Raw genomic sequence first — 17,026 nt, 5'->3', positions numbered from 1 at the left:
CTGGACTAGCGCCCGCGCTCCTCCATGATGATCTCGATTTCGTCGGCGTTGATGCCCACCATGGCCTCGCCCAGGTCCTCCGAAAGCTCGGCGATGAGCTTGGCGTCGGTGAAGTTTGCCACGGCCTTGACGATGGCGGCGGCGCGCTTGGCGGGGTCGCCGCTCTTAAAGATGCCCGAGCCGACAAAGACGCCCTCGGCGCCCAGCTGCATCATCAGCGCGGCGTCGGCGGGGGTCGCGACTCCGCCGGCGGCAAAGTTTACGACGGGGAGCTTGCCCGTGGCATGGACCTCGCGCACCAGCTCGACCGGAACCTGCAGCTGCTTGGCTGCCTCAAAGAGCTCGTCGTCGCGCAGAGCAACAACGTCGCGGATCTGCTTTTGGATCTTGCGCATGTGACGCACGGCCTGAACGACGTCGCCCGTGCCCGGCTCGCCCTTGGTACGAATCATCGTGGCGCCCTCAGCAACACGGCGCAACGCCTCGCCCAGATCGCGGGCGCCGCAGACAAACGGCACGTCAAACTGGGTCTTGTCGATGTGATAGACATCATCGGCGGGGGAGAGGACCTCGGACTCATCGATGTAATCGATCTCGATGGCCTGCAGGACCTGCGCCTCGACAATGTGACCGATGCGACACTTGGCCATAACGGGGATGGAGACGGCCTCCTGGATGCCCTTGATCATCTTGGGATCACTCATGCGCGAGACGCCGCCTGCGGCGCGGATGTCGGCCGGGATACGCTCGAGCGCCATGACGGCGCAGGCGCCCGCCTCCTCGGCGATGCGTGCTTGCTCGGGCGTGGTGACGTCCATGATGACGCCGCCCTTGAGCATCTGCGCGAGTTCGCGATTGAGTTTGACGCGATCGGCCTTGCTGGTCTGTTCTGCCATGGTTGCTCCCTTGGTTGGCATGTACATTGCTTGACGGAACATCCTATCGGGGAGCTGGGTATGGCGAAATACTCAGTTTTCGAGATAATAACAAGGTCAGACTAATGCCAGATTGAATGATTCGATAAGGTCAGGTGATAGACCCATGCTTGACTACAATTTGGAAAATCGCGGCGAAGCATCGCTTTATGAGTATGTTTACCAGCAAATTCGCGATGATATTGTTGCTGGCCGTATTGCGGCGGGGGAGCATCTGCCGTCTAAGCGCGCCTTTGCGAGTCATTTGGGTATCAGTGTCATTACCATCGAGAATGCATATAGCCAGTTGCTTGCCGAGGGCTATATTTGCTCGATGCCGCGTCGTGGCTACTACGCGTGCGAGCTTCCGGATGCGCCGGTTTTGGCTTTTGCTGCGGGGGATATCGACCGAGATGCTGTCCCTGTTGGTCCCAGCGCGCATGATGCCATGGGGCAGGCAGAGCGATTCGACGCACTTTCTCCTTCCGCTTTGGAGGCGGCGCGGCTTTGGCAAAGTGCGCTACGGGCGACGCTGACGTCCGAAGACGAACGTGAAATCTTTTCGCCCGCACCGGCGCAGGGCACCGCTCGACTGCGACGTGCGATTGCGCACCATCTGCGCGGGACAAGGGGCATGAATGTCGACCCCGACAACATCGTTATCGGTGCGGGCGCCCAGCTGCTCGATACCATGTTGGTTCAGTTGCTTGGCGCGGACAAGGTGTATGCCGTCGAGGATCCAGGCTATTTGCGCTTGACGCGCATCTATCAGGCCATGGGTTGCGAAGTGCGGCATATCCCGTTGGATGCTGAGGGCGTGGACTTGAGCGCGCTGCAGAAAACCGGGACCGATGTCCTTCACCTGATGCCGTCTCATCAGTATCCGACCGGTCTTGTGACGAGCATTGCACGTCGCTATGCGTTGCTGAGCTGGGCCGCCGAGCGGCCAGGTCGGTATCTCATCGAAGACGACTTTGATTGTGAGTTTCGCCTTGCCGGCAAGCCGATTCCCGCGCTCGCGTCGATCGATGCCGCCCAGTCGGTTATCTACACCAACACGTTTTCGAAGAGCCTTTCATCGGCGTTGCGTTTGGCGTACATGGTGCTGCCCGATGAACTAATGGAGAGGTTTAAACGCAACCTTGGTTTCTACGCCTCGTCGGTAAGTTCTGTTGATCAGGTTGCCTTGGCGCGTTTGCTGGAATCGGGTGATTACGAGCGACATGTGAACCGCGTGCGCGTTCGTGCTCGTGGGGCGCGTGATGGCCTGGCGGCGCTTGTACGGAAAACGTTTCCGGCAGGGGAAGTCTCGATCGAGTACGCGGACGCCGGCCTTTACTGCGTCGTGGCCGTGGAGTGTGACGCGGGCGGAAGCTCTTTTGCACGGGCCCTCACGCGCTCGAGCATCCCTTTTATCGATATCGGTGACTGTTTTTGGTGTGCCGATGGCGCATCTGTCCCTGAAAACTCAACTCAAATTCTTGTTCAGTATGACGATCTGAGTCCAAAAGTACTAACTACCTTGGAATTGCAGCTAATGGGGGGGGCACTCTGCAACCTAAGTGAGTAGACTTTTAGCACTTTGGCGACCAGGCAGTTTTGTAACAAGCTATCTACCTGCGGTTTTGAAAAGCAGGATGACCGGCCTGCTCGGGATGTTCAAAAAAGTCTACTCACTTGCCGCGCAAAGCTCCTGCATGAGAAAAAATGGGGTTTTCAACAGGGCTTCGTCCAGCTCTCGGCAAGCTTTTGGCCAGTTGGGGAGGGCTGTTGAAAACTTGGCAGTCCGTTCGGCGCCATTTTTGGTGCGTTCGCGCCAATGCGTGACTGACTGGGTTGAAATTCGTGTTTTCCTGTGCCTATGAAGGATCTACTTTGTGACATATCAGCTTTTAGGTACTGGCGTTTGCCTCCTCAAGTCCGCGCTTTGTGTCCGCCGCTTCCACGACCGGAAGAAGACCGGCAGCGATATGATCTCGCCCGCAACCCGACGGCTGCGGTCGCGCTCGGTTTTCCGTTGTATACATTGGTTCGGTCGAGAAACAAACGGACTTGTCCTGCCAGCATTAGGCAGCGGCTGTTTCTTGGTGAGCTTCCCAGGGAATCCGTGCTGGGAACGGAGCATGGGGTTTTGATTACGTCTCCTCTACTGACGGCATTCATCATGTTGCGGCATCTGACGGATCTTCAGCTTCTTTTGGTATTGGCGGAGATGTGTGGCTTGTTTGCGGTGTGTGCCCTGCCGGCGGCACTTGAGGCGGAGCTTTCGCGTGCAATTGATTCGGGCGCGATTTCGACAACGTTCGGTTGGGTGCGCTGCCCGTCCGAGGACGGCACCGCCTCAAATTTATGGCGTCGAGACGCTTTGGTTTTGGGCGGAGACCTTGACCGTTTTTGTTCAGATGTTTGCGGGATGCGTTACGGCAATAGATTTATAGCGGTATCGCAACTCGTTCCATTGGGCGCCGCGTCGCCTTTTGAGGTCGAGGCGTATTTGCTACTTGCACTGCCGCGATCCCTGGGAGGCGAAGGTTTTTGCGGCATAGAGCTTAATGTTGAAGTGATGCTAAGCACAAGTGCTCGAGCGATTGTGGGAAAGTCCCGTGTATATATCGACCTACTTCTTTCTTCGCCGGACGGCAGGCGACAGGTGGCCATTGAATGTCAGGGAAAGGCCTCGCACGGACGCGCAGGGGATGGCTTGCGTGACGCTGACCGCATGACGGCCCTTCAGGCCATGGGCTACGATGTACTTCTCCTGACACACAGACAGATATCCGATGAGGATAGATTCCGCGCGATCGTTAAGGCCATATGCAGGATGCTCGATGCTGAATATCGTGATAAAAGCTCAGATGAGCAAAGGGCTGAGACATTACTCCGGTCTGAACTATTCGTTGACTGGACAAAATTGGGAGTAATCGACGGAAAGATGCCCGTTAGACGCAAAACAGCTCGATCGTGGACGGCTGCGGTTCTAAGTGAGTAGGCTTTTGGCACTTTGGCGACCAGGCCGTTTTGAAACAAGTCATTTACCTGCGACTTTATAAAGCAATACGGATGGTCTGCTCGGCAAGTTTCGAAAAGTCTACTCACTTAGTTTTTGACGAGAGACCGATGCCGAAGATAGCTCTATTTCAGGGCGTTAACGAGTCCTCGAGACACAAAAAGGCCCGAACCAATACGGTCCGGGCCTTCTTCGAGCTAGAGGTTATGTCTCAGGCAGTTGGCTTAGCCAAAGTAGCGCTTGAGCAGGCCAGCGAAAGCCTTGCCGTGGCGGGCCTCGTCGCGAGCCATCTCGTGCACGGTGTCGTGGATGGCATCGAGGCCAGCGGCCTTGGCGCGCTTGGCAAGATCGGTCTTGCCGGCGGTGGCGCCATTCTCGGCCTCAACGCGCATCTCGAGGTTCTTCTTGGTGGAATCGGTCACGACCTCGCCCAGGAGCTCGGCGAACTTGGCGGCATGCTCGGCCTCCTCGTGGGCAGCCTTCTCCCAGTACAGGCCGATCTCGGGATAACCCTCGCGATGAGCAACGCGAGCCATGGCCAGGTACATACCGACCTCGGAGCACTCGCCCTCAAAGTTGGCGCGCAGATCGGCAACGATGTCCTCGGAGACGCCCTCCATCTTGGCGACGCCCACGACGTGCTCGGCAGCCCACTCGAGCTGGCCCTCCTCCTGCTTCAGGAAGCGAGAGCCGGGAACGCCGCACTGGGGGCACTTGAAATCCTCGGGCAGCTGGTCGCCGTCGAACTCTTCCACATAACCGCAAACGGGGCAAACAAACTTCATGATTCGATCCTTTCGATCGATGGCGATGGTGCGCTCGTCCGGTCCCGTAAGGGCCCTCTCCGGACGTGCGTCTTGACGAGTTCTATTATCCATAAATGAGACCGAATGTGAAGCCTATTAGGAATGATTTTTAATAAAACAATTTAAGCATGTGTAGATGTTGATTGATTAACGATTGCTAGACCTCGTGCGACCTCCGATGAGTACAATCGGTCGAGCAAATGTTGACCAATCAACAAATGAAGGAGCTTCCTTTATGCATCTAGCCCGCCGCGCCTGGTGCCGAACGTATCAAACGGTTTTTCGCATCGCATTGCCGGTGCTGCCCTATACCGAGCCACGCATTTTAGAGCACGCTGAGGAAGTGCCCGCAGTGCTTCAAAAGCGTTCAATACACCATGTTCTTATCGTGACAGATCCCGGCATTGCCCGTCTGGGGCTCACGGCACCGCTCGAGACAGCGCTCGCGTCCAAGGGAATTAGCGCTGCGGTCTATGCCGAAACATGTGCGAACCCCACGGTCTCAAACGTGGAGGAAGCGGCATCTCTGTATCGAGAGAGCGCCTGCCAGGCCATTATCGGCTTTGGCGGCGGTTCGGCCATGGACTGCGCCAAGGGCGTGGGCGCGCGCATCGCGCAGCCAAAGAAGCCCATCAACAAGATGCGCGGCCTGTTGCGTATCCATCGTCGCCTGCCGCTGCTCATCGCCGTTCCCACCACGGCGGGCACGGGAAGCGAGGTCACGCTTGCAGCGGTAATTACCGACGACGAGACGCACTACAAGTATCCCATTAACGACTTTGTGCTGATCCCGCGCTTTGCGGTGCACGACCCCGAGTTTACGCGCGGCCTGCCCGCCTCCATTACGGGGCAAACGGGCATGGACGCCCTGACACATGCCGTCGAGGCCTTTATCGGGCGCAGCACCACGCCCTATACGCGCAAGATGGCGCGCCAGGCGGTGCAGCTCATCCACGACAATTTGCTCGAGGCCTATGAGTGCGGTGGCAACATGCGTGCGCGCCGCAATATGCTTTCGGCGGCGTATAAAGCGGGCGTTGCCTTTACGCGCTCTTATGTTGGATACGTCCATGCCATCGCGCACAGCCTGGGCGGGCGTTACGGGATTCCCCACGGCTTGGCCAACGCCATCATCCTGCCGCACATGCTTCGCGCCTATGGCGAAGCTGCTGCTCCCAAGCTCGCCGATCTCGCCCGCATGGCCGGCATTGCGCCGGCTAATGCGCTGGACAACGTGGCTGCTGAGGCCTTTATCGATTGGGTCGACCGCATGAACGCCGCCTTGGGCATACCCAAATATGTGACGGGCATTCGCCGCTCCGACATTCCTGAGATGGCGGCGCATGCCGATGCCGAGGCCAATCCCCTGTACCCCGTTCCGCTTTTAATGGACCGTTTGGAGCTCGAGCATATGTACGAGGTCGTTGCGGGTGGTATGTTTGAAGACGAGAACTAGGAGGGCCCATGAACACCGAGGAAATCGCGCGCATCGTTGCCGATCAGCGCGCCTATTTTAAGACGCACGCCACGTTTGATGTCGATGCTCGACGTCGTGCGCTCGTGAGTTTACGCGATGCGGTGCGGGCCCACGAGGCCGATATTGCCCATGCGCTCAAGACCGATTTGGGAAAGTCGCATGACGAGGCGTATATGTGCGAGATCGGCACCTCGCTTTCCGAGATTCGTTATCAGATTGCGCATGTGGCTCGATGGAGTCGCTCGCGCCTGCGTCCGTGTGACCTCGCCAACGCCGTGAGTGTGTGCAAGACGCAGTCCGTGCCCTATGGCGTCACACTCATCATGGCTCCGTGGAACTACCCGTTTTTACTGACGCTCGAGCCACTCGCCGGCGCCCTTGCCGCGGGCAATACCGTGGTCATCAAGCCGAGCGCCTATGCTCCGGCATCGAGCGCGGTGCTCAAGCAAATCTGTGAAGAGGCATTTGATCCGCGCTTGGTGACGGTCGTCGAAGGCGGGCGTGCCGAAAACGAAGCGTTGCTCGATGAGTGCTGGGACAAGATCTTCTTTACCGGTAGCGTTCCGGTCGGCAAGCTCGTCATGGAGCGTGCAAGTAAAAACCTCACACCCGTGACGCTTGAGCTGGGCGGAAAGAGTCCCTGCATCGTGGATGCGACGGCTAACTTGAAGGTCGCGGCACGCCGTATCGCCTTTGGTAAATGGCTCAACGTGGGGCAGACCTGCGTGGCGCCCGACTACCTGCTGGTCGATGCGCGCGTGCACGACGAGCTGCTGGACCTCATCAAGGAGGAGGCCCGCCGCATGTTTGGCGAGCATCCGCTCGACAATGAGAATTACGGTCATATTGTCAACGCCAAGCATTTCGCGCGCGTACGCGGGCTGATCGACCCCGACAAGGTTGTGCTGGGAGGTACCGCGCGCGAGTCGTCGCTCAAGATTGAACCGACGATTTTGGACGGCGTGGCGCCTGAGGACGCCGTAATGCAGGAGGAGATTTTCGGCCCCATCTTGCCGGTGCTGTCGTTTGAGAGCCTAGACGAGGCCGAGACGTTTATTACGGATCGTCCGACGCCGCTGGCCCTGTATATCTTTAGCCAAGACCGTGAGGTTCAGCAGCGCTTTGTGCGTTACGTGCCCTTTGGTGGTGGCTGTGTTAATGACACCATTATGCATTTGGCCACGAGCCATATGGGCTTTGGCGGCATGGGGGCGAGCGGTATGGGACAGTACCATGGACGCGAGAGCTTCGATACGTTTAGCCACAAGAAGAGCATCGTGAACAAGGCAACGTGGCTGGACGTGCCGTTCCGCTATGCCCCTTACGCAAGCTGGAAGCGCAAGTTCGTGCGCATGTTTGTGCATTAGAATCAGATGACATAGGGATAAACAAAGTGGCCGCCCCCGCGTAAGCGAAGACGGCCATTTCTCACGATGAAAACGTGTATCGGAGTTGGCAAGACCCGCTGCCACGGGTGCCATCCGTGTTCCCATCTTATCTGCAGGCGTTCCGTTGCGCAAGCGTTGCGGCAAACGATTGAAAGACGCAGACAGGATGAATTTGTGTCCGCACGGGCCCGTAGACTTCTCAACTACGTTGTGGATGCTCGCTAATCGGTAATGGAGGCGCACGTGTTTGATGACGATGACCTGTTCGATCTGACAGACGATCCGTTTGAGTGGGATATGCTACTCGATGACGATGAGTTGGAGCAGGACCGTAAGAAGCGGCAGGGCAAGAAGACGCGGGATGACGCTTCGAAAAAGCAGGACAAGCGTCGCCGAGGTCTGTTCGGCGGGCTCTTTGGGTGACTGTCTCATCGCCGCGTCTGTATACTAAACAGGTCTTATACGCGTTGCGAAATGAGGACAGAGACGATGATGTGGTTTACCGCCGACCTGCACCTGGGCGATACGAATATCTTGCACGACATGGATCGACCGTTTGATTCGGTCGAGGAGATGAACCGCAAGGTCATCGATGCCATCAATGAGTGCGTGGCTGTGGACGACCGCCTCTATATCTTGGGAGACTTTACCTATCGTTTGCCCCTGGCGGAGGCGGTGCGCCTGCGCGAGCGCATCGAATGTCAGAACGTAACGCTCATCCGCGGTAACCATGACGGCGACTGGGAAGATCCAGACGCGCCGCACATTTGGGATGAGGTGCGCGATTATCTGGAGGTCGCCCCCGGTTACGCGAAGGGCCATCGCCTGGTAATGAGCCATTACCCCATGCTCAGCTGGAACGGCAAGGCGCGTGGCGCCATCATGTTGCACGGGCATATCCACAGCAGGGGAGACCGCACCAACGCGCGCAACCGCGATCGCGAGCGCCCGGTTCTGCGCTACGACGTTGGCCTCGATGCCAACAACTACAAGCCCGTAAGCCGTGACCAAATCCTAGGCTTCTTTGGACTGTAGCTGTAAGTGCAGGTAGAATGAACGCGCCGCGCGGATGGTCTGTGCGGCGCGTTTCAGTAGGAGCGATGAATCCATGAGGGCTATCCAGCGCATTAACCATAACGCTGCCATCTGCGAAGACGGCGCGGGGTGTCAGCTTATCGCGCTGGGTCGCGGTATCGGCTTTGGCGATATGCCGCATGAGGTCGACCTGGATGTCATCACGCGTACCTTTTACGGCATTGATTCAAAGTACCTGGCGTTTATTGATGAGGTCGACCCCGAGGTGCTGGAGTTTTCTGCTCAGCTGGCTGATATCGCAACCGGACAGCTTTCGTACGAATTGAGCCCTAACCTCCCCATTACACTGGCGGACCATATCCAGTTTGCCATTAAGCGCGCCCGCGAACACATGGTGGTGTCGTTGCCGCTCGAGCGCGATCTGGAGCAGCTGCATCCCATCGAATACCGCTTGGGCGAGCTGGCTGTTCGCGGCATCCAGAAAAGCTTCCGTGTGCGTATGCCCCGAAGCGAGGCCGCGGGCATTGCCATGTCGATTGTCAACGCATCGGTTAAGCCGAGCGAGCGGCGCGTGCTTGCCGAGCAGCACGAGGAGCGACTGCTCGATATGACGGTCGCGATTATTCAAGAAGAGTTGGGTGTGACGGTCGATCGCTCGTCGTTCGCCTTTGCCCGCTTTGCCACTCATGTGCGCTATCTGCTCGACCGCGTGGCAAAGAAAGAGCCGATCGATACCGAGAACTCCGGTCTTTACGACGTGCTCGTGGAGCAGTATCCGGCGGCATCGCGTTGCGCTCACCGTGTCGACGATCTGATTCAAGAGACCTTTGGCGAGCCATTGGCCCAAGAGGAGCTCGTCTATCTGATCATGCATGTGAATCGCGTGGCTTCTGTCCACTCGGATAAATAGGCTCTCTGGTATTTCCTTTCCGTCATGGCGACCGTTCGCGGGTCGTTTGCTACCGTTCGTCGGTAATCTGAGCCGCAACGAACGCATCTGCCGCATATACTCGCCGTGTGTTGGGTGTTACTCACGGCGCAGCTCCGAGAGGCACTACCGATTCTGCCAAGACCATAATTGGGTCTCTGTCGGTTGTGCGCGGGGCTTTTTTCATGTCGATCCACCCGGGAATCACATGCAAATCAATCTCTTGCCAACTGGTATCGCGCGCTGCGCAGGCGCGAGCGGAATCGTGCGTCTTGGTGCCGTGAAGTCCCACGGCCTTTAGTTGGAAGAGAAGGGATTCGACATGGCTGTCGATAACAAGAAGATTGCCGAGGACGTGCTCGCTGCCGTCGGCGGCGCCTCCAATGTGACGAACGCGACGCACTGCATGACCCGCTTGCGTCTGAACCTCAAAGATCAGTCCATTCCCAATGATAATGAAGTTAAGAAGATCAAGGGTGTGCTGGGCGCACAGTGGTCTGGCGGCCAGTATCAGGTCATCATTGGCCAGAACGTGCCGAAGGTCTATGACGCCGCCATTGCGCTGGGCGTCAAGGGCGAAGGCTCCATTGACGAGAACCTCGATGACGGCACCAAGGAGCCACTGACGGTCAAGACTGCGGGCAAGAAGGCCCTTAACTACCTGTCCAAGACAATGTGCATGACGATCCCCATTATCATGGGCGCCGCCATGTTCCGCACACTTGCCGTACTTTGCGGCGACGGCATGCTCGGTATCTGGTCTGCCGATTCTGACATCTACAACTTCTTCTACAACTGGATTTACAACGCCGGCTATTATTTCCTCCCTGTCTATCTGGGTTGGGCTGCCGCAAAGCAGCTCGGCTGCAGCCAGCCGCTCGGCATGATGCTCGGCGGCGTGCTCATTGCCCCCGAGTTCATGACGTTGGTCAACGCCGCTGCGGATTCTGGTGCTACGACCACGATGGTTTACGGCGTGCTCCCGGCTCAGCTGAACAACTATTCTGCGACCGTGCTCCCCATGCTGCTGTCTATGCCGGTGCTGATGGTCGTCGAGAAGTTCATGAAGAAGATCATCCCCGACATGCTCTCCACGGTGTTTGTGCCCGTGTGCACCATGGCTGTGATGACCCCCGTTTCCCTGTGCGCCCTAGCTCCGATTGGTTCCATTCTGGGCGACCTGGTCGGCAACTTTATGTTCGGCCTCGGAAACGCTGGCGGCATCGTCACAATCCTCTCCCTCGTCGCCATTGCCGCGCTTTGGGAGTTCCTGGTTATGACCGGTATGCACCAGGTTCTGATTGCCCTCGGCATTGTGCAGGTGCTCACCTCAGGGTCTGACTCCTGCGTTATGGTCGCGGGTGCTATCGCTCAGTTCGCCACGTGGGGCATGGCCTTCGGTGCCTTCCTGCGCCTTAAGGAGGTCGACGAAAAGGGCGCTATGCTTGGTTTCTCGCTCTCCGGCATTGTCGGTGGCGTGACGGAGCCCGCGCTGTATGGCTGCGGCTTTAAGTATACTCGCTGCCTGGGTGCCATGGTCGCGGGCGGCGCTATCGGCGGCCTGATCGCGGCTCTCACTAATGTGACCACGTATGTTTTGGGCGCAACTAATATCCTTGGTATTACAGGTTATGTTGCAGGCGGAACTGCTAATCTCGTATGGGGCTGCGTTGCATCGGGCACTGCATTTGTTGCCGCCGCTGCCATCGCCTACTTCTTTGGCTTTACCAAGGAGCAGCTCGACGAAGACGCTGCTGCCGCCAAAGCCTAAAGCATCCGTTCGGTAGGACAATTATCTGGGGCACTTGGCTGCGCTTCAAGTGTCCCTTTCCGTAGATGGGGGTCAATATGAAGCAATTGCTCATTCGTGCCGATGATATCGGTTATTCGTATGCCGTTAACCTGGGGATTGCCCGCAGTATCAATGAGGGCCTGGTGCGCTCGGCGGGACTTATGCCCAATATGCCCGAGGCCGAGCGTGGCTGGTCGCTCGTGGCGGATGCCGGCATTGCGGTGGGTCAGCATACCAACGTGTGCCTGGGCAAGCCGTGTGCCGACCCGGCGCTCATTCCGAGCATGCTCAACGAGAATGATGAGTTCCATAGCAGCCGTACCTTCCGCGATCATTTTAAGCGCGGCGAGGAGTTGATAGACTTCGACGAGGCCTGCATCGAGATCCGCGCGCAGCATGACCGCTTTGTCGAGATCGTGGGCCGCGAGCCCGATTACTTTGAGGCCCATGCCGTCATGAGCAAAAACCTTAACCGAGCGATCTCGGCGGTTGCTCAGGAGCTGGGCCTTAAGGAGCAAAAGGCGAGCTTCGACCCCGCGGCTGTGGTGCATTGCGGAGATACTGATCTGCGCATGGTGATGCGCTCGATGGAGCCGGGCTACGAGCCCAAAGAGGCAATCATGCAGACGGTTCGCGGGATGGTGGACGGCGAGACGGTCGTCTTTGTGTGCCATCCGGGTTATCTCGATCGTTTTATCCTGGAGAACAGCTCGCTCACGACCGATCGTACCAAGGAAGTCGATGCACTGATCGACCCCGAGCTTCGCGCTTGGCTCGAGTCTCAATCCGATCTTCGCCTGATCGACTACCGCGACCTGTAAGGACCCAAGTCACCACAAAGGGGACAGTCGCCTTTGTGGTGGTTCTGGCGCCGTTGCCATTATGGCAGCGGCGCCTTTTTTGTCCGTGCGGCGCGGTAGAGTGTAGGCGGTTGAAATTTGCGTCCATCGAGGAGCTGCTATGAACGAGATCAAGTGCCCGCATTGTGGCGAAGTTTTTAAGGTCGATGCGTCCGGCTATGCGGATATCGTCAAGCAGGTGCGCGATGCCGAGTTCTCGCGCGACCTGGATGAGCGCGTGAAGGCGGTCCAGCGCGAGGGCGAGCAGGCACTGGAGCTTGAGCGCTCGCGCTCGACGGCTGCTTTGCAAAAGGCAGAGTCTCAGCGCGACGCTCAGCTTGTCGAGCAGAAGAACGCTGCAGCTCAGCAGCTGGCACAAGAGGTTGCCAAGCGCGACGCTGAGCTTGCCGAGCTGCGCGCCAAGCTCGAAGGCGCTGCCGCAGAGCGCGAGAGTGCAAGTCAGCGCGCGGCGGTTGAGGCTCGTTCCGATGCTCAAAAGGAGAATGCCGAGCTTCAGCGCGAGATCGACAATTTACGTGCGCAGTTGGAGCGCAAAGATGATGAAGCCAGGCTTGCCGAGGCGGCGGCACGCAATGCTGCTCAAAACGACCTGTCCGCGCGCGACGCTCAGATTGCCGAGCTGCAGGCCAGGATCGCCGCGGCGGACAAGGCCCAGGAGATGGCGCTTGCCGCTGCCGCGGCAGAGTCGCAGCGTGAGCTCGATGCCGCTCGCAGCGAGGCCGAGCGCGCGCTTACTGACTATCGCGCGAAGGTGCAAGAGAAGTTTTCCGCCGCAAAGGCTCAGTCCGAGCAAGAGGCCGAGGGCCTGCGTGCCCAGCTGCGCGAGCAGGAACTGATGGCAAAAATGAACCTGTCAGAGGCGGTCGCCGCGGCGGAGCGAGAGCGCGATGAGGCACGTGCCAAACTGACGAGCGAGCTGGCGGTGCGCGATTCTCGCGAGGAGCAAGCCAAGGCGGCACACGAGCTCGAGCTTGCGCAGGCCAAGCGCGCGAGCGATGACCTGATTCGCTACAAGGATGAAGAGATTGAGCGCCTTAAGGACATGAAGGTTCGCCTGTCCACCAAGATGGTGGGCGAGTCGCTCGAGCAGCACTGCGAGACCGAGTTTAACCGTCTGCGCATGACGGCGTTTCCCAATGCGTACTTCGAGAAAGATAACGATGCATCCGAGGGCACCAAGGGAGACTTCATTTTCCGTGAGCGCGACGCGAGCGGCAACGAGGTCATTTCGATTATGTTCGAGATGAAAAACGAGAACGACGAGACCGCGACCAAGCATAAAAACGAGGACTTCTTTAAGAAACTCGATCACGATCGTCGCCAGAAAGGCTGTGAGTACGCGGTGCTCTGCACGCTGCTCGAGCCCGAGAGCGAGCTTTACAACGCGGGAATCGTGGACGTGAGCTATCGCTACGAGAAGATGTATGTGATCCGCCCGCAGTTCTTCATTCCCATCATTACGCTGCTACGCAATGCCGCCATGGGTTCGCTTCGCTATAAGCAGGAGCTGGCGGAGTACAAGCAGCAGAATATCGATGTCACGAACTTCGAAGCCAAGATGGAGAAGTTCAAGAACGATTTCGGCCGCAACTACGAGATCGCGAGCCGCAAGTTCCAAACGGCAATCGATGAGATCGACAAGACGATTAGCCATCTGCAGAAAACCAAGGAGGCGTTGCTGTCCTCCGAGAACAATCTGCGCCTTGCCAACAAGAAAGCCGACGATCTTACCATTCGCAAGCTCACGTGGGGCAACAAGACCATGAAAGCAGCGTTTGACGAGGCGCGCGGGGCCGCGACAGAGACGAACGATGAGCCAGCCGAGGCGGATTCGTATGAGGTCGAGGATGCCGAGTAGGGGATAGCGTATCGCGCAAAAAGCGGGGCCGCTGGCGATGTTGCCAGCGACCCCGCTTTGTTTCGTCCCATTGCGCCCGGCTAGTCCTCGAGCAGGTCCTCGATAAAGCCGACACGGTAGTTCTTGAAGATTACCTCGCCGCCGTCTTGCGTGGCGTCCAGATCGACATCGCCCATGATGCCAAAATCGTGGTCGCCATCCTCGTCAGCAAAGATCTGGTGCACGTGCCATACGTGCGCGGTCTTCTCGTCGGACTCGTCGATGGAAAACATCGCGGCGCTGCGGGCATCTCCGTCGGTGAGGATTTCCTCGTGCTGCTCGTGGTAAGCGTCGAGTGCTTTTTGCCAGCGGATCTCGCTCATGCCCCAGTCGTCGTCGAGCTCGCCCAGGTCGCGAACGTGCTCGCGGGCGGCAAGGGTCACGCGGCGGAAGAGCGCGTTGCGCACCAACAGCGTGCAGCCGCGGCGGTCCGCCACGACCTCGTCGATGCCCTGCGGCGGCGCAGCATCGAGGGCTGCCGGGTTGCCGGCGTTCTCCCACTCGTCCACCAGGCTCGAGTCCACCGAGCGCACCACAAAGCCGAGCCACGAGATAATGTCGCGCAGACGCTCGTCGCGCTTCTCGATGGGCACGGTGCGGTCGAGCGAACGGTAGGCCTCTGCCAGGTAACGCAGCAAAATGCCCTCGGAACGGGCGATGCCGAGCTTTTGAATGTAACCCTTAAAATCGCTCGCGCTTTCCAGCATATCGCGCAGGACGCTTTTGGGAGAGAGCTGGTAGTCGTTTGCCCAGGGCACTTCCTGGCAGTACTTGTCGAAGGCGGCGTCGAGCAAGTCCTCGAGCGGTTTTTCGTAGGTGACATCCTGGATGCGCTCCAGGCGTTCCTCATATTCGACGCCGTCAGCCTTCATTTCGGCCATCGCGCGGTCGCGCGCTGCGCGCTCCTGAGCGCGCAGCACCTGCTTGGGATCCTCGAGCGTTGCCTCGACCATCGAGATCAGGTCCATGGTATAGGTCTCGCTCTCGGGATCGAGCAGCTCCAACGCGGCAAGCAAAAACGGCGAGAGCGGCTGGTCGAGCGCAAAGTCCTCGGGCAGGTCGACCGTCAGTGCGTAGTCGATGTCCGGCGCGGCGTCAGCCGGAGCGTCGGGTGCGGGCGGCACCTCGGTGCGCACGACGACGCCGGAATCGATGAGCGTGGCGAAGATCTCGTCGGCACGAACCTCGAGCTTAGCCTTTTCCTCGGGGGTCTGCAGGCTCGTCTCGATGAGGTCGTGTACGCGGGCTCGGGCATCGCCACCCTGCTCGACCACGCTAATCACCATGGAGTGCGTGATGCGCAGGCGCGGCTTGAGTGTCTCGGGCTGCGTCTCGATCAGGCGCTCGAACGTCTGCTTGTTCCAGGTGACAAAGCCCTCGGGGGCCTTCTTTTTTTTAATCTTGCGGAGCTTTTTGGGGTCGTCGCCCGCCTTGGCCATAAGCTTGGCATTCTCGATCTCGTGCTCGGGTGCCTCGGCGATGACCATGCCCTCGGTATCGAAGCCCGAGCGGCCGGCACGACCGGCAATCTGATGGAACTCGCGGGCGCGCAGACGACGCATCTTATAGCCATCGAACTTGGTGAGCGCGGTGAGCACCACGGTGTGGATGGGCACGTTGATACCGACGCCGAGCGTATCGGTGCCGCAGATGACGGGTAGCAGGCCCTGCTGCGCCAAGCGCTCGACCAGCAGGCGGTAGCGCGGCAACATGCCAGCATGGTGCACGCCGACGCCGCATCCGAGCAAGCGCTTGAGGATTTTGCCGAAGGCCGTCGAGAAGCTCGTGCCCTTGGCCGCCTCCTTGATGGCCTCGCGCTGCTCCTTGTTGGCAATGCCAAAATTGGCGAGCGACTGTGCCGTCGCAAGTGCGGCATCCTGGCTAAAGTGCACGATATAGAGTGGGGCCTCGTCGCGGCGCATGGCGAGCTCGACCGTGCCCTCGAGGGAGGTCGTCACATAGTCGTAACTCAGCGGAACAGGACGCGGGGCGTCGACGACCAAGTCGCAAGCAGCGCCGGTGTGCTCCTCGAGTGAGGCGGCGATGGCAGTGACATCGCCGAGCGTGGCGCTCATGAGCATGAATTGCGTGTGAGGCAGGGTGAGCAGCGGCACCTGCCAGGCCCAACCGCGATCGGGGTCGGCAAAGTAGTGGAACTCGTCCATGGCGACGCAGCCAACATCGGCATCTTCGCCCTCGCGTAGTGCGTCGTTGGCGAGGATTTCTGCCGTACAGCAGATGACGGGCGCCTTGGTGTTGATATGCGTGTCGCCGGTGATCATACCGACGTTATCGCGGCCGAGCACCTGCACAAGGTCGAAAAACTTCTCGCTGACCAGAGCCTTGATGGGGGCCGTGTAATAGCAGCGTTTGCCCTGTGCCATGCCCATAAAGAGCATGCCCAGCGCGACAAGCGACTTGCCCGATCCGGTCGGCGTGCCCAGAATGACGTGATCGCCGGCGGCTAGATCCATGAGGGCCTCTTCCTGGTGGTCCCACAGCTCAATACCGCGATCGCTCGTCCATTCAAAGAAGCGCTCGAAGGCCTGGTCGGGCGTGAGCCACGGTTCGGGCTCGCTGCCGTCCTCGGGCTCCCACCAGGTGGGGGAGAGCGCACCGAGTGAGCCGAATTCGGCTTCGGTTCCCGTGCCGCCCGAGAATGAACTGGCGGCTCCGGCACCGGGGACGGTGCTGGCGGCGATATCTGTCGTGGTCTGTGCCATGTGTTTGCTTTCTCTCGCGATTGTCCGCCAACTATTATGGCGTAGCGTCGCATCGATGCGTTCGCAGGCAAGAAAATGCAGGAAATGGGCGTTCTGCCCAGCCGTTTAGTGTAGTCGCTAGCCAAGTGAGTAGACTTTTTGCGATATTGCGAGCACATGACTTTTGCGCAAGGGTTCTACCTGCGGTTTTATGTTTCGC

13 protein-coding genes are annotated in these 17,026 nt (G+C 58.8%); 10 read left to right on the top strand and 3 right to left on the bottom strand.

Annotation, left to right across the window (positions count from 1 at the left end; genetic code table 11):
* Positions 1-5 precede the first annotated feature (5 nt).
* Positions 6-896: a pyridoxal 5'-phosphate synthase lyase subunit PdxS gene (gene pdxS / locus ACRX4W_RS04845; protein WP_022094325.1), complete on the bottom strand. Its 891-nt coding sequence runs from the start codon at positions 894-896 to the stop codon at positions 6-8.
* A gap of 145 nt (positions 897-1,041) precedes the next feature.
* Between pdxS and pdxR the strand changes: the two genes are divergently transcribed.
* Both pdxR and ACRX4W_RS04835 read left to right on the top strand, forming a co-directional pair.
* On the top strand, positions 1,042-2,484 hold the full coding sequence (pdxR, locus tag ACRX4W_RS04840; protein ID WP_432299430.1) for a MocR-like pyridoxine biosynthesis transcription factor PdxR: 1,443 nt from the start codon (positions 1,042-1,044) through the stop codon (positions 2,482-2,484).
* Positions 2,485-3,045: 561 nt separating this feature from the next.
* On the top strand, positions 3,046-3,903 hold the full coding sequence (locus ACRX4W_RS04835) for a hypothetical protein (protein WP_124786405.1): 858 nt from the start codon (positions 3,046-3,048) through the stop codon (positions 3,901-3,903).
* Positions 3,904-4,145: 242 nt separating this feature from the next.
* Here ACRX4W_RS04835 and ACRX4W_RS04830 read toward each other — a convergent pair whose 3' ends face one another.
* The gene (locus tag ACRX4W_RS04830) at positions 4,146-4,706 is read right to left on the bottom strand and encodes a ferritin family protein (RefSeq protein WP_022094328.1); all 561 of its coding nucleotides are present in this window, start codon (positions 4,704-4,706) and stop codon (positions 4,146-4,148) included.
* A gap of 256 nt (positions 4,707-4,962) precedes the next feature.
* Here ACRX4W_RS04830 and ACRX4W_RS04825 point away from each other — a divergent pair, with 256 nt between their 5' ends.
* From ACRX4W_RS04825 to ACRX4W_RS04790, 8 genes are all read left to right on the top strand, one after another.
* Entirely contained in the window at positions 4,963-6,183 is a 1,221-nt protein-coding gene (locus ACRX4W_RS04825) for an iron-containing alcohol dehydrogenase (RefSeq protein WP_117563523.1), read from the top strand.
* 8 nt (positions 6,184-6,191) lie between these two features.
* Complete coding sequence (locus tag ACRX4W_RS04820) at positions 6,192-7,571, top strand: aldehyde dehydrogenase (protein ID WP_117645756.1); 1,380 nt, start codon at positions 6,192-6,194, stop codon at positions 7,569-7,571.
* 264 nt (positions 7,572-7,835) lie between these two features.
* Positions 7,836-8,015 (top strand): hypothetical protein, encoded by a 180-nt coding sequence (locus ACRX4W_RS04815; protein ID WP_117563521.1) that lies wholly within the window; start codon positions 7,836-7,838, stop codon positions 8,013-8,015.
* A gap of 66 nt (positions 8,016-8,081) precedes the next feature.
* Positions 8,082-8,627: a metallophosphoesterase gene (locus ACRX4W_RS04810; RefSeq protein ID WP_231500841.1), complete on the top strand. Its 546-nt coding sequence runs from the start codon at positions 8,082-8,084 to the stop codon at positions 8,625-8,627.
* A 73-nt stretch (positions 8,628-8,700) separates the two neighbouring features.
* Positions 8,701-9,537 carry a PRD domain-containing protein gene (locus tag ACRX4W_RS04805; RefSeq protein ID WP_432299427.1) on the top strand — a complete coding sequence of 279 codons (837 nt, stop codon included), beginning with the start codon at positions 8,701-8,703 and terminating at the stop codon, positions 9,535-9,537.
* Positions 9,538-9,877: 340 nt separating this feature from the next.
* Positions 9,878-11,326 (top strand): PTS transporter subunit EIIC, encoded by a 1,449-nt coding sequence (locus ACRX4W_RS04800; protein WP_117563518.1) that lies wholly within the window; start codon positions 9,878-9,880, stop codon positions 11,324-11,326.
* Between the two features lie 77 nt (positions 11,327-11,403).
* Positions 11,404-12,168, top strand: a complete 765-nt coding sequence (locus tag ACRX4W_RS04795) for a ChbG/HpnK family deacetylase (RefSeq protein ID WP_117563517.1) — start codon at positions 11,404-11,406, stop codon at positions 12,166-12,168.
* Positions 12,169-12,307: 139 nt separating this feature from the next.
* On the top strand, positions 12,308-14,065 hold the full coding sequence (locus ACRX4W_RS04790; RefSeq protein ID WP_117563516.1) for a DUF2130 domain-containing protein: 1,758 nt from the start codon (positions 12,308-12,310) through the stop codon (positions 14,063-14,065).
* An 80-nt stretch (positions 14,066-14,145) separates the two neighbouring features.
* Here the strand turns inward: ACRX4W_RS04790 and ACRX4W_RS04785 are convergent, their stop codons facing one another.
* Positions 14,146-16,827, bottom strand: a complete 2,682-nt coding sequence (locus ACRX4W_RS04785) for a DEAD/DEAH box helicase (RefSeq protein ID WP_117647466.1) — start codon at positions 16,825-16,827, stop codon at positions 14,146-14,148.
* Positions 16,828-17,026: the final 199 nt, after the last annotated feature.

The organism is Collinsella aerofaciens (genome assembly GCF_964283865.1).
Lineage (GTDB): Bacteria > Actinomycetota > Coriobacteriia > Coriobacteriales > Coriobacteriaceae > Collinsella.
This window is presented reverse-complemented; position numbering and strand designations above follow the sequence as displayed.

Coding starts and splice junctions, on each gene's coding strand:
- pdxS (WP_022094325.1), bottom strand. CDS start 896: ATGGCAGAACAGACCAGCAAGGCCGATCGCGTCAAACTCAATCGCGAA.
- ACRX4W_RS04820 (WP_117645756.1), top strand. CDS start 6,192: ATGAACACCGAGGAAATCGCGCGCATCGTTGCCGATCAGCGCGCCTAT.
- ACRX4W_RS04785 (WP_117647466.1), bottom strand. CDS start 16,827: ATGGCACAGACCACGACAGATATCGCCGCCAGCACCGTCCCCGGTGCC.
- ACRX4W_RS04795 (WP_117563517.1), top strand. CDS start 11,404: ATGAAGCAATTGCTCATTCGTGCCGATGATATCGGTTATTCGTATGCC.
- pdxR (WP_432299430.1), top strand. CDS start 1,042: ATGCTTGACTACAATTTGGAAAATCGCGGCGAAGCATCGCTTTATGAG.
- ACRX4W_RS04800 (WP_117563518.1), top strand. CDS start 9,878: ATGGCTGTCGATAACAAGAAGATTGCCGAGGACGTGCTCGCTGCCGTC.
- ACRX4W_RS04830 (WP_022094328.1), bottom strand. CDS start 4,706: ATGAAGTTTGTTTGCCCCGTTTGCGGTTATGTGGAAGAGTTCGACGGC.
- ACRX4W_RS04805 (WP_432299427.1), top strand. CDS start 8,701: ATGAGGGCTATCCAGCGCATTAACCATAACGCTGCCATCTGCGAAGAC.
- ACRX4W_RS04810 (WP_231500841.1), top strand. CDS start 8,082: ATGATGTGGTTTACCGCCGACCTGCACCTGGGCGATACGAATATCTTG.
- ACRX4W_RS04790 (WP_117563516.1), top strand. CDS start 12,308: ATGAACGAGATCAAGTGCCCGCATTGTGGCGAAGTTTTTAAGGTCGAT.
- ACRX4W_RS04825 (WP_117563523.1), top strand. CDS start 4,963: ATGCATCTAGCCCGCCGCGCCTGGTGCCGAACGTATCAAACGGTTTTT.